Source organism: Enterobacteriaceae endosymbiont of Donacia clavipes (assembly GCF_012570365.1).
Lineage (GTDB): Bacteria > Pseudomonadota > Gammaproteobacteria > Enterobacterales > Enterobacteriaceae.
Genome location: NZ_CP046208.1, coordinates 283,323 through 302,395, shown reverse-complemented (window position 1 = coordinate 302,395; position 19,073 = coordinate 283,323). Strand labels below are relative to the sequence as shown.

At 18.7% G+C, this 19,073-nt stretch carries 13 protein-coding genes, 3 tRNA genes and 1 pseudogene; 15 read left to right on the top strand and 2 right to left on the bottom strand.

The genetic code is table 11. The features are described from left to right. Positions 1 to 146: 146 nt before the first annotated feature. On the bottom strand, positions 147 to 1,757 hold the full coding sequence (gene pgi / locus GJT92_RS01500) for a glucose-6-phosphate isomerase (RefSeq protein WP_168919734.1): 1,611 nt from the start codon (positions 1,755 to 1,757) through the stop codon (positions 147 to 149). Positions 1,758 to 1,928: 171 nt separating this feature from the next. Between pgi and GJT92_RS01495 the strand changes: the two genes are divergently transcribed. Then, positions 1,929 to 2,726: an alpha/beta fold hydrolase gene (locus GJT92_RS01495; RefSeq protein WP_168919733.1), complete on the top strand. Its 798-nt coding sequence runs from the start codon at positions 1,929 to 1,931 to the stop codon at positions 2,724 to 2,726. Between the two features lie 6 nt (positions 2,727 to 2,732). Next, complete coding sequence (gene fldA / locus GJT92_RS01490; RefSeq protein WP_168919732.1) at positions 2,733 to 3,245, top strand: flavodoxin FldA; 513 nt, start codon at positions 2,733 to 2,735, stop codon at positions 3,243 to 3,245. Positions 3,246 to 3,301: 56 nt separating this feature from the next. Here the strand turns inward: fldA and glnS are convergent, their stop codons facing one another. Beyond that, positions 3,302 to 4,942 (bottom strand): glutamine--tRNA ligase, encoded by a 1,641-nt coding sequence (gene glnS / locus GJT92_RS01485; protein ID WP_168919731.1) that lies wholly within the window; start codon positions 4,940 to 4,942, stop codon positions 3,302 to 3,304. A gap of 106 nt (positions 4,943 to 5,048) precedes the next feature. Between glnS and GJT92_RS01480 the strand changes: the two genes are divergently transcribed. The 13 genes and pseudogenes from GJT92_RS01480 to GJT92_RS01420 all read left to right on the top strand — a co-directional run bounded on the left by GJT92_RS01480 (position 5,049) and on the right by GJT92_RS01420 (position 19,064). Further along, a tRNA-Met gene (locus GJT92_RS01480) sits at positions 5,049 to 5,124 on the top strand. A gap of 11 nt (positions 5,125 to 5,135) precedes the next feature. After that, positions 5,136 to 5,225 (top strand) — tRNA-Leu (locus GJT92_RS01475). Between the two features lie 12 nt (positions 5,226 to 5,237). Beyond that, positions 5,238 to 5,309, top strand: a tRNA-Gln gene (locus GJT92_RS01470). 62 nt (positions 5,310 to 5,371) lie between these two features. After that, on the top strand, positions 5,372 to 6,712 hold the full coding sequence (gene miaB / locus GJT92_RS01465) for a tRNA (N6-isopentenyl adenosine(37)-C2)-methylthiotransferase MiaB (protein ID WP_168919730.1): 1,341 nt from the start codon (positions 5,372 to 5,374) through the stop codon (positions 6,710 to 6,712). A gap of 17 nt (positions 6,713 to 6,729) precedes the next feature. Beyond that, positions 6,730 to 7,188, top strand: a complete 459-nt coding sequence (gene ybeY / locus GJT92_RS01460; protein ID WP_168919729.1) for an rRNA maturation RNase YbeY — start codon at positions 6,730 to 6,732, stop codon at positions 7,186 to 7,188. 106 nt (positions 7,189 to 7,294) lie between these two features. Next, a complete protein-coding gene (gene leuS, locus GJT92_RS01455) occupies positions 7,295 to 9,850 on the top strand; it encodes a leucine--tRNA ligase (protein ID WP_168919728.1) in 2,556 nt (851 codons plus the stop codon). A 44-nt stretch (positions 9,851 to 9,894) separates the two neighbouring features. Further along, positions 9,895 to 10,908, top strand: a complete 1,014-nt coding sequence (holA, locus tag GJT92_RS01450) for a DNA polymerase III subunit delta (protein WP_168919727.1) — start codon at positions 9,895 to 9,897, stop codon at positions 10,906 to 10,908. 235 nt (positions 10,909 to 11,143) lie between these two features. Continuing rightward, a pseudogene (gene mrdA, locus GJT92_RS01445) lies at positions 11,144 to 12,811 on the top strand (penicillin-binding protein 2); the annotation flags it as partial. 32 nt (positions 12,812 to 12,843) lie between these two features. After that, positions 12,844 to 13,962 carry a rod shape-determining protein RodA gene (gene rodA / locus GJT92_RS01440; RefSeq protein ID WP_168919726.1) on the top strand — a complete coding sequence of 373 codons (1,119 nt, stop codon included), beginning with the start codon at positions 12,844 to 12,846 and terminating at the stop codon, positions 13,960 to 13,962. 44 nt (positions 13,963 to 14,006) lie between these two features. After that, the gene (gene serC / locus GJT92_RS01435; RefSeq protein ID WP_168919725.1) at positions 14,007 to 15,104 is read left to right on the top strand and encodes a 3-phosphoserine/phosphohydroxythreonine transaminase; all 1,098 of its coding nucleotides are present in this window, start codon (positions 14,007 to 14,009) and stop codon (positions 15,102 to 15,104) included. A 39-nt stretch (positions 15,105 to 15,143) separates the two neighbouring features. Beyond that, positions 15,144 to 16,457, top strand: coding sequence for a 3-phosphoshikimate 1-carboxyvinyltransferase (gene aroA, locus GJT92_RS01430; RefSeq protein ID WP_168919724.1), 1,314 nt, complete (start codon positions 15,144 to 15,146; stop codon positions 16,455 to 16,457). 217 nt (positions 16,458 to 16,674) lie between these two features. Continuing rightward, positions 16,675 to 18,342, top strand: coding sequence for a 30S ribosomal protein S1 (gene rpsA / locus GJT92_RS01425; RefSeq protein WP_168919723.1), 1,668 nt, complete (start codon positions 16,675 to 16,677; stop codon positions 18,340 to 18,342). 89 nt (positions 18,343 to 18,431) lie between these two features. Further along, positions 18,432 to 19,064, top strand: a complete 633-nt coding sequence (locus tag GJT92_RS01420) for an MBL fold metallo-hydrolase (protein ID WP_168919722.1) — start codon at positions 18,432 to 18,434, stop codon at positions 19,062 to 19,064. Positions 19,065 to 19,073: the final 9 nt, after the last annotated feature.

The following is a 19,073-nucleotide window of genomic DNA, read 5'->3' as shown; positions in this document are numbered from 1 at the left end:
ATATATAAATATTTAAATATTTAATAAAAAAGATATATATTTACCATACAAAATATTTTTTTAAAATAAAACAAAAGTAATTATAAATTATTATTTTTTATTTTTATTAATTAAATAAATTTATTTACTAATTTTTATTAACAAAATTAATAAAAAGATTTATAAAAATTAATTAATCCATTAGTTGAACTATCATATTTATTTACTTTTTTAATATTTTGATCAAAATCATTAAGTATAATATTCGTTATTTTTTTACCTAATTCAACACCCCATTGATCAAAAGAAAAAATATTTAAAATTATTCCTTGCATAAAAATTTTATGTTCATAATAAGAAATTAATAAACCTAAATTATAAGGATTAATCTTTTTTAAAAAAATAGAATTACTTGGATGATTTCCAAAACAAGATTTATATATATTTTTTTGTAATATATATTCATTAACATTACCAAATGCTAGTGTTTTTGTTTGTGCAATATAATTTGCAATAAGTTTATTATGATGTTCTTTAAAAAAATTATTTGAATTAACTGAAGCTATAAAATCACATGGTATTAATTTAGTACCTTGATGTAACATTTGAAAAAAAGAATGTTGTCCATTAGTACCAATATCTCCCCATATAATGGGACTAGTTTGATATTTTATTTTATTTCCATTTCTATCTATAGATTTACCATTAGATTCCATACATAATTGTTGTAAATATTTTGGAAAAAAGCGCATATTATTAGAATAGGGAATTATAGCTTCCGTTTCTGTATTCCAAAAATTACTATACCAAATACTAATTAAAGCCATAATAATGGGAATATTATGATTTATAGGAGTATAAAAAAAATGATTATCCATTTTATTAGCACCTTTTAATAATTTTTTAAAATTATTAAATCCGATAGATAAGGAAATTGATAATCCTACAGAAGACCATAAAGAAAAACGTCCTCCTATTTCAGATAACAATGGTAAAATATTATTTTGATCGATACCAAAATTTATTGCAGCATAAATATTATTTGTAACAGCAATAAAATGTTTTGATAGTATATTTTTATTAAATTTTGTAAAAATTTTTTTTATAAACCATTTTTTTATGCTTAAAGCATTTGTTATTGTTTCTTGTGTAGTAAAAGTTTTTGATACGATAATAAATAAACTTTCTTCTGGTTTTATTTTGTTAATAATATTCATTAATTGATCAGAATCAATATTAGATAAAAAAAATAAATTTAGTTTATTTTTATATAATTTTAATGCTTCTGTAACCATTAATGGTCCTAATTCTGATCCACCTATACCTATATTTATAATATTTTTTATTTTTTTATTTGTATAACCTTTCCATTTGTTTAAAATAATATTATTAGAAATATTTTTTATTTTTTGTAAAATAAAATTTATATCATCATATATTTTTTTATTTTTTAATAAAAAATTATTATTATTTCTTGTTGCTGTATGTAAAACAGAAAGATGTTCTGTAACATTAATTTTTTTACCGTAAAATAATGCATTAATAAAATCAATATAACCAATTTCTTTTGCTAAATTAATTAAATATTGCATTGTATTTTTATTAATTATATTTTTTGAATAATCAAAAAGAATTTTATTTTCAAAATTAATCGAAAAATTTGCAAATCTATTTTTATCTTTTTGAAAAAGATGATAAAGATTAATTTTTTTCATTTCTTGTAAATGATTTTTCAAATTTTTCCAAGCGATAGTTTTTGTAGGATTAATATTTTTCATAATATATAAATTATTAATTATATAAAAATATATATTTTAAAGTAAATAACATTTTTTAATATAAAATTTTTTTTTAATAAAAAAATTATATCATAAATTTTAAATTTATTAAAAATCAATTTTAAATTTATATATAATATAATAATGTATTTAAAATGAGTTTTACTTTATATGATTTTAAGTTATTTAATTATTCCATATAATTATTTATTTATTAAAAATAAATATACAATTATTATACTTCATGGATTATTTGGTAATAAAAAAAGTTTATATGTAATGGGGAAATTTTTAAATAAATATTTAAAATGTAAAATTGTATTATTAGATTTAAGAAATCATGGTTTATCATCTCATAGTAAAGGAATGGATTATATTTTTTTATCTCAAGACGTTTTAGAAACTTTAAATTTTTTAAATATTAAAAATAATATTATTATTATAGGACACTCTATGGGTGGAAAGATAGCAATGAAACTTACTCAACTTATACCTAATAAAATAAAATTTATTATTATATTAGATATTGCCCCTGTTAAATATAAATATTTTAATAAAAATATTTTTAATATATTTGATATAATATATAAAAAAAATATTTTAATTAAAAAAAAAATTTTTCAGATCATGAAATTATATATTAAAAATCTGTATATAATAAATACATTATTAAAAGTGTTTAAAAATGGAAAATGGGAATTTAATTTACAAATTTTAAAAAATGAATACAAAAAAATATTAGATTGGAATATACTTCCTCGATGGAATGGAAATATTTACTTTTTAAAAAGTGAATTATCAAATTATATAAATTTTATTTATTATAATAATATATTTAATCAATTTCCTTTTGCAAAAATATATAATATTCCTAATGTTGGTCATTTATTATATATTGAAAATAAAAAATTAATTTTGCATTTAATTTTAAAATTTTTATTAAAAATAATATTTATTGGAGAAAAATAACAAAAAATGTCAAAGATAGGTATTTTTTTTGGTAGTGATACAGGAAACACAGAAAATATTGCATTAAAAATACAAAAACAATTAGGAAATAGTATTTCATCAGTATTTAATATTTCTCAGACAGAAAAAAAAGATATTGAAAAATATAATTATATATTATTTGGAATACCTACATGGTATTATGGTGAAGCCCAGTGTGATTGGGATGATTTTTTACCTATTTTACAAAAAATTAATTTTAAAAATAAAATTATAGGTTTATTTGGTTGTGGTGATCAAGAAGATTATGGCGATTATTTTTGTGATGCAATAAAAATTATTTATAATATAATAAAAAAAAATAAAGCACAAATCATAGGATATTGGCCTACTAAAGGATATAATTTTTATCATACTAAAAGTTTAAAAAATAAAAATTATTTTTTAGGATTAACTATAGACGAAGATAGACAACCAGAATTAACAGATTCACGTATTATTACTTGGACAAAACAAATATATAAAGAATTTAAAATATAAAACTATAAAATCAATTATATTAATATAATTGATTTTATTTTTAATTTTTAAAAATATTAATTATTATTTTTTAATGATACAATTCTATTAAAAATAATTTTATTTAAATCCTTGTTATCTAAATAAAAATATCCTTCTCTTTCAAATTGAAAATGTTTATTTTTGTTATTTTTTAGTAAATTTTTTTCTATAAAACCATTATATACCAACATTGATTGTTTATTTAAAATAGAAAAAATATTATCAAAATTACTAATATTTTTTTTTGTAAATAAAATATCATATAACTTAAAGGAAGCTGAAAGTGAATAAGAACAAGATATCCAATGTATAATTCCTTTTATTTCTTGTTTTTTATTAATTTTAATTCCTAATGTATTTTTATAATAATTACAATATACACAAATAATTTTTTTATTTTTATCTTTAATTACTTTTTTTGCTTTAATTACAAAAGCATATCTTAAACGTACTTTTTTACCAAGAATAAGTCTCCTATAATTTTTTTTTTCTTTTTCGGAAAAATCTAAAATATCTATATATATTTCTTTAGTAAAATAAATATTTTTATATCCCATATTTGGGTTATTTGGATGATTAGGAATAGATAATTTTATTTTTTTTTTTTCAGGAAAATTATTAATAATTATTTTTAAAGGTCGTAAAATTGCCATAGTTCTAGGTACTATTTTGTTTAATTCTGATTTTATACAAGATTCTAAAAAAGATTTTTCAATAATATTATTTTGTTTTGTTACACCTATACGGTAACAAAAATTTTTTAAAGAAGAAGCAGTATATCCTTTTCTTCTTAATCCTGAAATAGTTAATAATCGAGGATCATTCCAATTTTTTATAATTTTATTTTGTATTAATAAATTAATTTTTCTTTTTGAAGTAATATTATGTTCTATTTGTAATTTTGAAAATTCATATTGTTTGGGATAAAATCCTATACTAATATTATTTAATATCCAATTATATAATCTTCTATTATCCTGAAATTCTAACGTACATAAAGAATGTGTAATACCTTCTATTGCATCAGAAATACAATGACTAAAATCATAAGTAGGATATATACACCATTTTTTCCCAGTTTGGTGATGTTTTTTGAATTTAATTCTATATAATACAGGATCTCTCATTATAATTATTTTCGATTGCATATTAATTTTTGCACGTAAAGACATACTTCCTTCAGGAAAATAACCCAAGTGCATTTTTTTAAATAATTCTAAATTTTCTTCTTTTGAACGATTTCTATATGGACTATTTACTCCAGCTATTAATAATGTTCCTCTATAATTTTTAATATCTTTAATATTTAATTCATCAACATAAGCTAAATTTTTATTAATTAATTCTATGGCATATTTATACATTATATCAAAATAATTTGAAGAATATTTAATTTCTTCATCCCATTTAAATCCTAACCATTTTAAATCTTTTATAATAGATTTAATATATTTAATATTTTCTGTAGAAGGATTAGTATCATCAATTCTTAAAAAACATTTTCCTTTATAATGTTTAGCTATTAAAAAATTTAAACAAATAGATTTTATATGACCTATATGTAAGTATCCATTTGGTTCTGGTGGAAATCTAGTACAAATCATATCATATTTTTTTTTTTTTATATCTTTTTCTATAATTTTAAAAATAAAATTATTTTTATAATAATTATACATTTTTTTATTTTAATCCTTTTTTAAAATTTAATTTAAAATATTAATTTTTATAAATAAATTAGTTGACGTTATACTTGATTATTTACATAATATAAGAATAGTTATTGGCTACGTAGCTCAGTTTTGGTTAGAGCACAGCACTCATAACGCTGAGGTCATGGGTTCAATTCCCATCGTAGCTAAAATTTATTCTGCGGGAGTGGCGGAAATTTGGTAGACGCACCAGATTTAGATTCTGGCTATTTTAGTAAACATAATACGAGTTCGAGTCTCGTCTTCCGCAAAATATAAAAATTGGGGTATAGCCAAGTGGTTAAGGCATCGGTTTTTGATACCGGCATCCCTGGTTCGAATCCAGGTACCCCAGGTTAATTTACTATGTAAGTTTTATTAAAATTTTGTATAAAAACAATTTATTATAATCTAATTATGTTAAATAACAAATTATATATCAAAACTTGGGGCTGTCAAATGAATGAATATGATTCTTCTAAGATAGCTGATATTATGAAAAAAGAATTAAATTGTAAAATTACTAAATCTGCTCAAAATGCAAATATTTTAATATTAAATACTTGTTCTATTAGAGAAAAAGCACAAGAAAAATTATTTCATCAATTAGGAAGATGGAAAAATTTAAAAAAAAATAATCCTGAAATTATAATTGGAGTTGGTGGTTGTGTTGCTTCTCAAGAAGGTGAAAAAATATTAAAAAGAGCACATTATGTAGATATTATTTTTGGGCCCCAAACTTTTCATAGATTACCTAGAATGATATATAAAGTACATAAATTTAAAAAATATTTAATTGATATAAGTTTTCCAAAAATTGAAAAATTTAAATTTTTTCCTCCTAAAAAAACAAAAGATGTAAGTTCTTTTGTTTCAATTATTGAAGGTTGTAATAAATATTGTACATATTGTATAGTTCCATATACTAGAGGAAAAGAAATAAGTAGACCTTATAAAGATATAATTTTAGAAATTAAAAATTTATCCTTACAAGGAGTTAAAGAAATACATTTACTAGGGCAGAATGTTAATTCTTATAATTATAAAGATATTAAAAAACAAAATCATTGTAACTTTACAAAATTATTACAAATGATATCTAAAATAGAAAATATAAAAAGAATTAGATTTACTACAAGTCATCCACAAAATTTTTCTGATGAATTAATTAATATATATAAAAAAATTCCTCAATTAGTAAATTTTTTACATTTACCAATACAAAGTGGATCTGATCGAATTCTTTCTTTAATGAAAAGAAGATATAATGTTAGTGATTATATTAAAATTATAAATAAACTTAAAAATATTAGACCTAATATTCAAATTAGTTCAGATTTTATTGTTGGTTTCCCTGGTGAAACTAAAAAAGATTTTTATGATACTATTTCATTAATCTTAGATATCGATTTAGATATGAGTTTTAGTTTTATTTATTCTTCTAGACCAGGGACACCAGCTAGTAAAATGAAAGATGATGTAAGTATAAGTGAGAAAAAAGAAAGATTATATTTATTACAATATTATTTAAAACAACAGACTAAAAAATTTAGTTTAAAAATGATGAATACAATACAAGTTATATTAGTAGAAGGTATATCTATTCAAAATAATCAATATTTTGGAAAAACAGAAAATAATAGGACTGTTTTTTTTATAAGTAATAATAATTATATTGGTAAATTTATAAATGTAAAAATTATTGATTCTTATTTATATTCTTTATATGCAGTATTTATTTCTATTTGTAAAAATTAATTTTTATTTAGGATTTTATGAAATCAAATATTATTTTAAATTATTACAATTATTGTAAAAATAATTATAATTTACCAACAAAAAATGAAATTTTTTATTGGTTAAATATAATTTTTAAAAAAAAAAATATTAGAAATATTGAAATAACTATCTCTATAGTAACAAAAAATATGATTAAAAAACTCAATAAAGAATATTTAAAAATATCTAAACCTACTAATGTTTTATCTTTTTTATTAGAAAATAATTTTTTTAAAAAAAAATTATTAGGAGATATTATCTTATGTAAAGAAATTATTGAATATGAATCTATTTTACAAAAAAAAACACCAAAATTTCATTATACTCATATTATTATACATGCAGTTTTACATTTATTAAAATATGAACATAAAAATTTTAAAGAAGCAAATTTAATGGAATTAAAAGAAATTAATATACTTAAATTACTTGGATATAAAAATCCGTATTTATAAAAAAATTTTAATAAAATTAAAACATATAATAATAAATTTTTTTTATAAAAATCATTTTTATTTTTTTAATAATTTTGTAAATAAAAAATTCAGGAATTATTTTTATATGAAAAAAGAATATTCTCCTAAAGAAGTAGAATCTTATGTTCAAAAAAAATGGGATTTAAATAATACTTTTAAAGTAAAAGAAAATTATAATAAAGAAAAGTTCTATTGTTTATCAATGTTACCATATCCATCTGGTAAATTACATATGGGACATGTTCGTAATTATACAATAGGAGATGTTATTGCTAGATATCAACGTATGTTAGGTAAAAATGTTTTACATCCTATTGGATGGGATGCTTTTGGTTTGCCAGCTGAAATAGCTGCTTATAATAATAATGTATCTCCCAATATTTGGACTAAAAATAATATTTTGTATATGAAAAAACAACTAAAATTATTAGGATTTAGCTTTGATTGGGATAGAGAAATTACAACATGTAATCCTGAATACTATCGTTGGGAACAATGGTTTTTTTTAAAATTATATAAATTAGGATTAGCATATAAAAAAAATGCTCTAGTAAATTGGTGTCCTATTGATAAAACAGTTTTAGCTAATGAACAGGTTATAAATAATTCTTGTTGGAGATGTCATAATTTTATTAAAAAAAAATGGATTAAACAATGGTTTTTAAAAATTACTTCTTATAATGAAGAATTATTAAATCATTTAAAAAAATTAAATAATTGGCCTAATCAAGTTAAAAATATGCAAAAAAATTGGATAGGTAAAATAAAAGGAGTAGAAATTTTTTTTAAAATTTTTGATACTAATTTAAAATTAAATGTTTTTATAGAATCTAAATATCAATTTATAGATATAAGTTTTATAAAAATTTTATATAATCATCCTATATGTAAAAAATTTATTAAAAATAAAGAAATTAAAAAATTTATTGAAAAATGTAAATCTTTTTTTTCTAATGAAAAAAATTTATCTTTACCTATTCATAATATAAAATGTATTAATAGTTTATTATTTGCTGAAAATATTTTTACAAAAAAAAAAATACCAATAATAATAGTAAATTATTTATCTAATATTTATGAAATAAATGCTACCATCGGTATACCAGAATATGATAAAAAAGATTTTTTATTAGCACAAAAATGTAATATATTAATTATAAATAAAAAAAAAATATTAAATTTTAATAAAAATAATAAATTTAATAATAAATTATTATTTAATCATTTAATTAAAAAAAAAATAGCATTTTATAAAAAATATTATCATTTAAAAGATTGGAGTATTTCAAGACAACGTTTATGGGGAACTCCTATTCCTATTATTATAAAAAATAATGGAGATTTTATACCTTTTAAAAAAAAAGATCTACCTCTTGTGTTTCCTAAAAATTTTTTTAATGAAGATATAAAAGAAAATTATAATGAAAAAATAAAAAAAAATTTAAAATGGTTTCAATATAATAAAAATGGAATAAAAGGACAAATAGAAACTGATACATTTGATACTTTTATTGAATCTTCATGGTATTATGTTAGATATACAGCTCCTCATGATAATAATAATATGTTAGATAAAAAAAAAGCAAAATATTGGTTACCTATAGATCAATATATTGGAGGCATAGAACATGCAATAATGCATTTAATATATTTTCGTTTTTTTCATAAATTAATGAGAGATATAGGTTTACTAGATACTGATGAACCAGTAAAAAAATTACTATGTCAAGGAATGGTTTTAGCTGATTCTTACTATTATATAGATAAAAATAATAAATATAATTGGGTTTCATCAAAAAATATTATTTTTAAAAAAGATAATAATGTTACAAATATTTTTGATAATCAAGGAAGAAAATTAATATATAATGGTATGATAAAAATGTCTAAATCTAAAAATAATGGTGTAGATCCTAAAGATATTATTCAAAAATATGGTGCTGATACTTTACGTCTTTTTATTATGTTTGCAGCTCCTCCGACAATGTCTTTAGAATGGAAAGAATCAGGTATTAAAGGAATGTTTAGATTTTTAAAAAAATTATGGAAATTTATTTATCAATATAAAAAATTAAATTATAATTATAAACAAATTAATAAAAAATATTTTATATTTACGAAATATAATAAAGAACAATTAATAATAAAAAATTATATAAATAAAACTATTATAAAAGTAACAAATAATTTTGAAACAAATCAAGTTTTTAATACAGTTATTTCATCTGTAATGTTTTTAGTTAATAAAATTATTAAGTATAAAATATCTAATAAAATAGATTATTTAATTATTTATAATGGATTATTAATAGTATTAAAAATTTTATATCCTTTTACACCACATTTTTGTTTTATATTATGGAAATATATGGGAAAAAATACTGATATAGATTATGAATCATGGCCAATAATTGAAAATATTAATACTAATTTACTTGATACTTTTAATATTGTAATTCAAATTAATGGTAAAAAAAAATATAATCTTTTAATTCCATTAAAATACAAAAAAAAAGAAAATAATATTAAAAAATATATTTTATTACATAAAAAAATATCTAAATTTTTAAAAAATATTATAATTGTAAAAACAATTTATGTACCACATAAAATATTTAATATAGTTACAAAAAAAATATAAATATATATTAATTTTGAAATTAATTTTTCATAAAAATACATACAATGTTATTAAATTATTTTTATAAAAAAATTTATAATAAAAATTTTTTTTGCTATATTATAGCGGGAGATGAATTATTTTTTATTAAAAAAAATATAAATTCATTATTTAATAAATTTTTAAAATTAAAATTTATTAAAAATAATGTTATTATTGTAGATAAAAATTTTATTTGGGATTATATTTTTTCTAAATTTTCTATAACTGATATTTTTTATGAAAAACAAATTATACATTTAATTTTTTTAAATACAAATATATTCTTAAAATTTATTAAAAATATTAAATTTTTAATAAATTTAACAGATAAAAATAATATATTAATTATAGAAATTCATAATAATATAAGTTTATATATAGAAAAAATAATAAAAAATATTATAAATAATAAATTTTCTATATTTATAAAATGTAATAAATTAAATAATATAGAATTTATTAATTGGACTAACTATTGTTTTCAAAAAATAAATTTAACCATAAACAAAAATATTTATAATTTATTACAAAATTATTTTTCTGATAATTTAATTTTATTAGATCAAATAATAAAAAATATTTCTTTACAAAAGAAGAACCAAAATTTTTCTCCTTTGTCAATTATATATAATAATATAAATAATTTTATATTAATTAAAGAAAATAATTTAATTAATTCTCTTTTAGTAGGAAATATAGAAAATAGTATTAATATAATTAAACATATGAAACATATTCAACAAAATCCATTTTTAATTTTAAATAAATTACAAAAAAACATTTTTTTACTTTTAAAATTATATAGAAATTCAAAAAAATATTCTTTAGATATAATTTTTAAAAAAAATAAAATAATATCTATAAAAAAAAAAATTTTTTTTAAAACATCATTAAAAAGAATTAATTATAAAAAATTATATTTAATAATTAAATTATTATTAAAAATTGAAATAAATATTAAAAGTTTTATAATATCTAATTATATAGAGGAATATTTTTGGATTGATTTAGAAAGATTAGCTTTTTTATTTTTATAAATATCTAAAATATTACGGATTATAAATTACTAATGAATATTAAGTACAATTTTTTAAAAAAAAACGAAATAAAATCAAAAATATTTTTACAAAGAATAAAATTTTCGATAAAAATATTTTCAATATTAATAATTATTTTAATATATAATTTATATTATTTACAAATTAAATCTTATAAAAAATATAAATTACAAGCAGAATTAAATTATACTAATTTTTTTTTTTAAGACCTAATAGAGGATTAATTTATGATAGAAATGGTATAGTTTTAGCTAAAAATATAATTTTTTATCGTTTAAAAATAAAACCTGATAAAACTAATATTTTTTTTCAAAATCTTATAATTCTACAAAAAATATTAAAATTAAAAAATAATAAATATAATATTATTAATATTTTTAATAAAAAAATTAAAAATAATGATTATACCCCATTTATATTAAAATATAATTTAAATGATGTACAAATATCAAAATTTTTAGTAAATAAATATAGATTTCCTCAAATGTCTTTAATATCTTATCAAAAGCGTTTTTATCCTCATGGTAATATATTTGCTCATGTAGTAGGTTATATTAAATTATATAATGATAAAAAAGAAATTTTTTTTAAAAATATAAATCTTATAAAAAAATATATTAAAAATCACCCAACTGGTGTTAGTGGTATTGAAAAATATTATGAAAATTTATTATATGGTAATTTAGGTTACCAAAAAATTGCTACAAATAATAAAGGTGAATATAAATATAAAATTTGTAAAAAAAATGCATATACAGGAAGTGATATTTTTTTAACAATTGATTTTTTTTTACAAAAATATATTTATTCATTAATGGCTAATATCAAAGGTGCTGTTATTGTTAGTAATCCAAGAAATGGTGCTATTTTAGCTATGGTATCAACACCTAGTTATGATCCTAATTTATTTATTAATAGTTTTAAAAATCAAAACTTAAATATTTTACTAAAAAATAATAATCATCCATTAGTTAATAGGGTTATTCAAGGAATATATCCTCCTGCTTCTACTGTAAAACCCTATGTATCTTTAATTGCATTAGATTTAAATTTAATAGATGAGAATACAATTTTATTTGATCCTGGATGGTGGAAAATTCCTAAAATTAATCAAATTTATAAAGATTGGAAAAAAAATGGACATGGTTATTTAAATATTACAAAAGCTTTACAAGAATCATCTGATTCTTTTTTTTATCAATTATCCTATAATATAGGTATTAATAAAATTCATAAATGGATGACTAAATTTGGTTATGGTAAATTAACAAATATTGATTTATTTAATGAAAAATTAGGTAATATGCCTACTAAAAAATGGAAATTTAATAATATACAAATACCTTGGTATTTAGGAGATACTATTTCAGTTGGAATAGGACAAAGTTATTGGAATGCTACACCTATACAAATACATAATGCATTAATTATTTTAATAAATAATGGTATTAGTAAAACTCCCCATATTTATCAAAAAAGAAAACTAAATAATATTTTTTATTATTATTCGGAACCAAAAGATAAAAAAATAATAAATTTACCTTTAAAATATTGGAATATAGTAAAATTAGGAATGTATAATGTAGCTAATAAAAAAAAAGGTACTATGTATAAATATTTTTCTTCAGCAAACTATCATATAGCTGCAAAAACTGGTACAGCTCAAGTTTTTAATTTAAAAAATTTAAAAAAATGTAATATTAAAAAAATAAAAAAAAAATTAAGAGATCATAAACTTATAATAGCTTTTGCTCCTTTCGAAAATCCTAAAATAGCTATTACAATTATTATAGAAAATAGTGATAATAGTATTTCAATAGGTTATATTGCAAGAAAAATTTTTGATTATATTTTTAAACATAAAGAAAAATTTTTAATTTAAAATGTAGATTATTTATATAATTATAATTTATTATGAAAAAAAAAAATTTAAAATATTTTATAAATTCTGTTTTACATATAGATATTATTTTATTAATATTAATTATATTAATTTCAGCATTAAGTTTGTTTATAACATGGAGTATATCAGAAACTTATAATTATAATTTAATAAAACATAAGTTAGTACAGTTTTTAATAGGTTTTATAATTATGATAATAGCTTCACAAATTCCTCCTAATCTCTATAAAAAATATTCTTTTATATTTTATTTATTTTCTATTTTTTTATTAATAATGGTAAATTTTTTTGGTTATAAAACAAAAGGTGCAAAAAGATGGTTAAATATTAATTTTATTAAATTTCAACCTTCTGAAATATCTAAAGTATCGGTTCCTTTAATTATTACTCAAATTTTAAATAAAAATAAATATCCTATTAATATAAAAATATTTTTTGAAACAATTATTCTAATTTTAATACCTGCTCTTTTAGTCGCAAAAGAACCAGATTTAGGTACTGCTATTTTAATCAGTTTTTCTGGTCTTATTATGTTATTTTTAGGAGGATTATATTGGAAAGTTATAATAAAAAGTATAATAATATTTATTATATCTATTCCTTTTACATGGGTTTTATTATTACATGATTATCAAAGAGAAAGAATGTTTATGTTAACAAAAAGTAATTATGATGCATTAGGAAAAGGTTATCATATTTTTCAATCTAAAATATCGATTGGTTCGGGAGGAATATTAGGTAAAGGTTGGAAGAATGCAACTCAAGCACAATTAAATTTTTTACCAGAAAAACATACTGATTTTATATTTTCTGTTTTAGCTGAAGAATTTGGTTTTATAGGAATATTACTTTTCATTATTTTATATATGTTATTAATAATAAGAGGTATATATTTATCATTAAATTGTAAAAATATTTTTAATAAAATGATAATTGGTGGAATAATATTAGTATTGTTTTTATGTGTATTTATTAATATGAGTATGGTTAGTGGTTTATTACCAATTGTTGGTATTCCTTTACCATTAGTGAGTTATGGAGGTACATCTTTTGTAGTTGTTATGACTAATTTCGGTATTATAATGTCTATGTATACATATGATTTAAAGAAAAAATATAAAAAAATATAGAATATAATATATTTATAAAAATTATTATTAAATAGGATTTTAAAATGAAAAAAATATTTAACTTTAGTCCTGGTCCCGCTACATTACCTTATGAAGTATTAAAAAAAGCACAAAATGAATTTACAAATTGGAATAATTTAAATATTTCTGTTATGGAAATTAGTCATCGTAATAATGAATTTATTAAATTAATGATGGATATAAAAAATAATTTACGTCAATTAATGAATATACCTTTAGAATATGAAATATTATTCTGTCAAGGAGGAGCTAGAACACAATTTTCAGCTATACCTATGAATTTATTATCTTATAATGAAACAGCTGATTATATTAATATTGGTCATTGGTCTAATCAAGCTATAAAAGAAGCAAAAAAATACTGTAAACCTAATATAATTAATTCTGTAAAAAAAAAAAATGGAATTTATTATGTAGAAAAAATAAAAAATTGGAATTTAAACAATAATACAAAATATGTTCATTATTGTCCTAATGAAACCATAGAAGGAATTGCAATAAATGAAGAACCTAAACTAAAAAATAAAACTATTATAGCAGATTTATCATCATCTATACTTACAAAAAAAATAAATATTAAAAATTATGGAATGATATATGCTAGTGTTCAGAAAAATATAGGTCCTGCAGGTTTAACTATTATTATTATAAAAAAAGATTTAATAATAGATAATATTAATAAAAAACGTAAAGAATTACCTTCAGTATTAGATTATCAAATTATTTCTCAACATGATTCAATGTTTAATACTCCTCCTACATTTTCTTTATATTTATCAGGATTAGTATTACAGTGGTTGAAAAAAAAAGGTGGAGTAAAATATATTAGTAAAATAAATGAAAAAAAAGCACAATTATTATATTCAACTATAGATAATAGTAGTTTTTATATAAATAAAATAGATAAACATAATAGATCTATAACAAATGTTGTTTTTCATTTAAGAAATCCTAAAAAAGAAAATATTTTTTTAAAAAAAGCACAAGATATTGGATTAATTTATCTTAAAGGACATAAAATAATAGGAGGTATTAGAGCATCAATATATAATGCTATGCCTATAGAAGGAGTTGAAAAATTAATAAATTTTATGAATAATTTCGAAAAAATGTATTCATAAATGTTATGATTATTTTAAATTTAATTTAAACAATATATTATGAAAAATATTCTGGTTTTAAAACCTATAGAAAAAATTCAAGGTTCTATAATATTACCTGGATCAAAAAGTATTTCTAATAGAGTATTATTATTATCTTCTTTAGCCAAAGGTAAGACTAAATTAATAAATTTACTAAATAGTGATGATGTTAATTACATGTTAAAAGCGTTAAAATTATTAGGTATAAAATTTTTTTTATCAAATAATAAAACAACATGCATAATCACAGGAAATAATGGAATTATTAATCCACAAAAAAAATTAAAATTGTATCTTGGTAATGCTGGTACAGTAATGAGACCTTTAACTGCTTTACTTTCATTAAATAAAAAATGTGATATTATTTTAACTGGTGATCCACGTATGCAAGAAAGACCTATTAAACATCTTGTCGATACTTTAACAAATTGTGGAGCTATTATAAAATATTTAAAAAATATGAATTTTCCTCCTATACAGATAAAAGGAGGTTTCAAAAACACTAAAAATATTCAAATAAAAGGTTCTATATCAAGTCAATTTTTAACTTCTTTATTACTAATTAGTCCTTTAATAAAAAAAGATATTTCAATTATTATAAATAGTAATTTAGTATCAAAACCTTATATTGATATAACAATTAAATTAATGAAAATTTTTGGAGTAAATGTACAAAATAATAATTATAAATATTTTAAAATTTTAGGAAAACAAAACTATATTTCTCCTGGAGAATATCTTATAGAAGGAGATGCATCTTCTGCATCATATTTTTTATCTGCAGCAGCTATTAAAGGAGGTACAGTAAAAATAAAAAATATTACTAAAAATAGTATCCAAGGAGATATAAAATATACGAATGTTTTAAAAAAAATGGGTGCTACTATACATTATGGTAAAAATTATATTAGTTGTACTAAAAATATTTTAAAATCCATAAATATGGATATGAATCATATTCCAGATGTAGCTATGACGATAGCTGTTACTAGTTTATTTGCAAATGGAATTACAATTATTAAAAATATATATAATTGGCGTGTAAAAGAAACTGATCGTTTAAAAGCAATGTCTAATGAATTAAAAAAAACAGGAGCAAAAATTATCACAGGTAAAGATTATATTATAATTACTCCTCCTAAAAAAATAAAAAAAATTATTGTTGAAACTTATAATGATCATCGTATTGCTATGTGTTTTTCTTTATTAGCACTTTCAAATAATTCCGTAAGTATTATTAATCCTCAATGTATAAATAAAACATATCCTAATTTTTTTAAAGAATTTAAAAAAATAAGTTTTTATAATAGTAAAAATAATAAAAAAAAATAATTTAAATATTTATTAATAAAAATATTTAAAAAATTTACATATGTAGTTGCAGAAAAATATTATTAATGTTAACTTTAAAATAAATTATATTTTATATAATTAAATTAACTTATATATTTTATTTCATTCTCATATAAGGATTATATGAGTTTTTTCAAAAATAATACTAAATATGATTTAAGTATATATTTTTAATACATATTTAAAAGTTACTAATATGAGTGAATGTTTTACTGAATTATTTGAAAAATCATTAAAAAATAAAGTTATTAATTTAGGATCAATAATTACTGGTACTGTTATTTCTATTAAAAAAGACGTTGTTTTAGTTGATGCTGGATTAAAATCAGAATCTTTTATTCCTATTACTCAATTTAAAAATTCTCAAGGTGAGATTGAGATAAAAATAGGAGATAAAATTGATGTAGCATTAGATTCCATAGAAGACGGATTTGGTGAAACTATTCTTTCTAGAGAAAAAGCTAAGAGACATGAAGCTTGGTTAATATTAGAAAAAGCTAATTTAAAAAATAATAATATTAAAGGAATTATAAACGGAAAAGTAAAAGGTGGTTTTACTGTAGATCTAAATGGTATTAGAGCATTTTTACCAGGTTCTTTAGTAGATATTAGACCTATTAGAGATACTTCTCATTTAGAAGGTAAAGAACTAGATTTTAAAGTTATAAAATTAGATCGAAAACGTAATAATGTTGTTGTATCTAGAAAATCAGTAATAGAATTAGAAAATAGTGCTGAAAGAAATCAATTACTTAATACTATATACGAAGGAATGGAAATAAAAGGTTTAGTTAAAAATCTTACTGATTATGGAGCTTTTGTAGATTTAGGAGGAGTAGATGGACTATTACATATTACAGATATGGCATGGAAAAGAGTAAAACATCCTAGTGAAATTGTCAGTATTGGAGAGGAAATTTCAATAAAAATATTAAAATTTGATAAAGAAAAAACTCGTGTTTCATTAGGATTAAAACAATTAGGAGAAGATCCTTGGATTTCTATATCTAAACGTTATCCTGAAAATAGTACATTAGTTGGACGTGTTACTAATTTAACAGATTATGGTTGTTTTGTTGAAATTATAGAAGGAGTAGAAGGATTAGTACATATATCAGAAATGGATTGGACAAATAAAAATATACATCCTACTAAAGTAGTAGCTGTTAATGATAAAGTAAAAGTTATGGTATTAGATATTGATGAAGAAAGAAGAAGGATTTCTTTAGGAATTAAACAATGCACTTTAAATCCATGGTTAGAATTTTCAAAAAATTATAATAAAGGAGATCATGTAGAAGGAAAAATAAAATCAATAACAGATTTTGGTATTTTTATAGGTTTAATTGGTGGTATAGATGGTTTAGTTCATTTATCTGATTTATCATGGATAAATAATGGTGAAGATGAGGTACATAAATATAAAAAAGGTGAAAATATTACAACTATAGTTTTACAAGTAGATCCAGAAAGAGAAAGAATTTCTTTAGGAATTAAACAATTAATAGAAGATCCTTTAAATTTTTATTTAAAAAAACAACAAAAAAACCATAAAATTAAAGGTATTATTACTAGTAAAGATATTAATAAAAATATTACAGTAAAATTAAATAACGGTATATTAGGTAATATTAAATTATCTGAATATAAAAATTATAAAATTGATAATATATTAAAATATCTTAAAGTAGGACAAAATATAGAAGGTAAAATAAATAATATTGATCGTAAAACTAGAATAGTGAATATTATTATTAATATGAAGACACTAGAAAATAAAATTATTAAAAAAAATAATAATACTAAAAATAATAATTTTTCTAACGCAATGACAGAAGCTTTTAAAGCAGCAAAATGTGAATAATAATTTTATTATTTATGGAAATTTAAACTAATTAATTCTAAAAAATTTAAAAATATATTTTTATATAAAATATATAAAAAGTAATTCATATGAAATATATATCTATACCTGTGACAAATTTTAAACAAAATTGTTATTTAGTATGGTGTAAAAAAACATTAAAAGCAGCTATTATTGATCCAGGTGGAGAATATCAAAAAATTATAAAAATTATAAGTTTATATAAATTAAATATAAAAAAAATATTAATAACTCATTGTCATTTAGATCATATTGGTGCAGCTGATATATTATCTAATTTTTATCAAATACCTATTTTAGGTCCACATAAAAAAGATATTTTTTGGTTAAAAAATATAAAATTACAAAATAAAATTTTTCAATTACCAAAATGTATATTTAAAAATAATATATGGTTAAAAAATAATCAAATTATAAACATAGGTAAAATTATTTTAAAAATATATCATTGTCCCGGTCATAGTCCTGGCCATATTGTTTTTTTTAATAAACTAAATAATATTTTAATATCAGGAGATATTATTTTCAATAATAGCATAGGAAGAACAGATCTACCAAAAGGTAATTTTAATATGTTGATTAATTCTATTCAAAAAAATATAATTCCACTAGGAATAAATAATATAATTTTACCTGGACATGGGAGAAAAACAACAATTTCTAAAGAAATTATTAATAATCATATTATATATAAAAAATAAAACTAACTA

Coding starts and splice junctions, on each gene's coding strand:
- aroA (WP_168919724.1), top strand. CDS start 15,144: ATGAAAAATATTCTGGTTTTAAAACCTATAGAAAAAATTCAAGGTTCT.
- ybeY (WP_168919729.1), top strand. CDS start 6,730: ATGAAATCAAATATTATTTTAAATTATTACAATTATTGTAAAAATAAT.
- glnS (WP_168919731.1), bottom strand. CDS start 4,942: ATGTATAATTATTATAAAAATAATTTTATTTTTAAAATTATAGAAAAA.
- miaB (WP_168919730.1), top strand. CDS start 5,372: ATGTTAAATAACAAATTATATATCAAAACTTGGGGCTGTCAAATGAAT.
- holA (WP_168919727.1), top strand. CDS start 9,895: ATGTTATTAAATTATTTTTATAAAAAAATTTATAATAAAAATTTTTTT.
- fldA (WP_168919732.1), top strand. CDS start 2,733: ATGTCAAAGATAGGTATTTTTTTTGGTAGTGATACAGGAAACACAGAA.
- rpsA (WP_168919723.1), top strand. CDS start 16,675: ATGAGTGAATGTTTTACTGAATTATTTGAAAAATCATTAAAAAATAAA.
- GJT92_RS01495 (WP_168919733.1), top strand. CDS start 1,929: ATGATTTTAAGTTATTTAATTATTCCATATAATTATTTATTTATTAAA.
- rodA (WP_168919726.1), top strand. CDS start 12,844: ATGAAAAAAAAAAATTTAAAATATTTTATAAATTCTGTTTTACATATA.
- GJT92_RS01420 (WP_168919722.1), top strand. CDS start 18,432: ATGAAATATATATCTATACCTGTGACAAATTTTAAACAAAATTGTTAT.
- serC (WP_168919725.1), top strand. CDS start 14,007: ATGAAAAAAATATTTAACTTTAGTCCTGGTCCCGCTACATTACCTTAT.
- leuS (WP_168919728.1), top strand. CDS start 7,295: ATGAAAAAAGAATATTCTCCTAAAGAAGTAGAATCTTATGTTCAAAAA.
- pgi (WP_168919734.1), bottom strand. CDS start 1,757: ATGAAAAATATTAATCCTACAAAAACTATCGCTTGGAAAAATTTGAAA.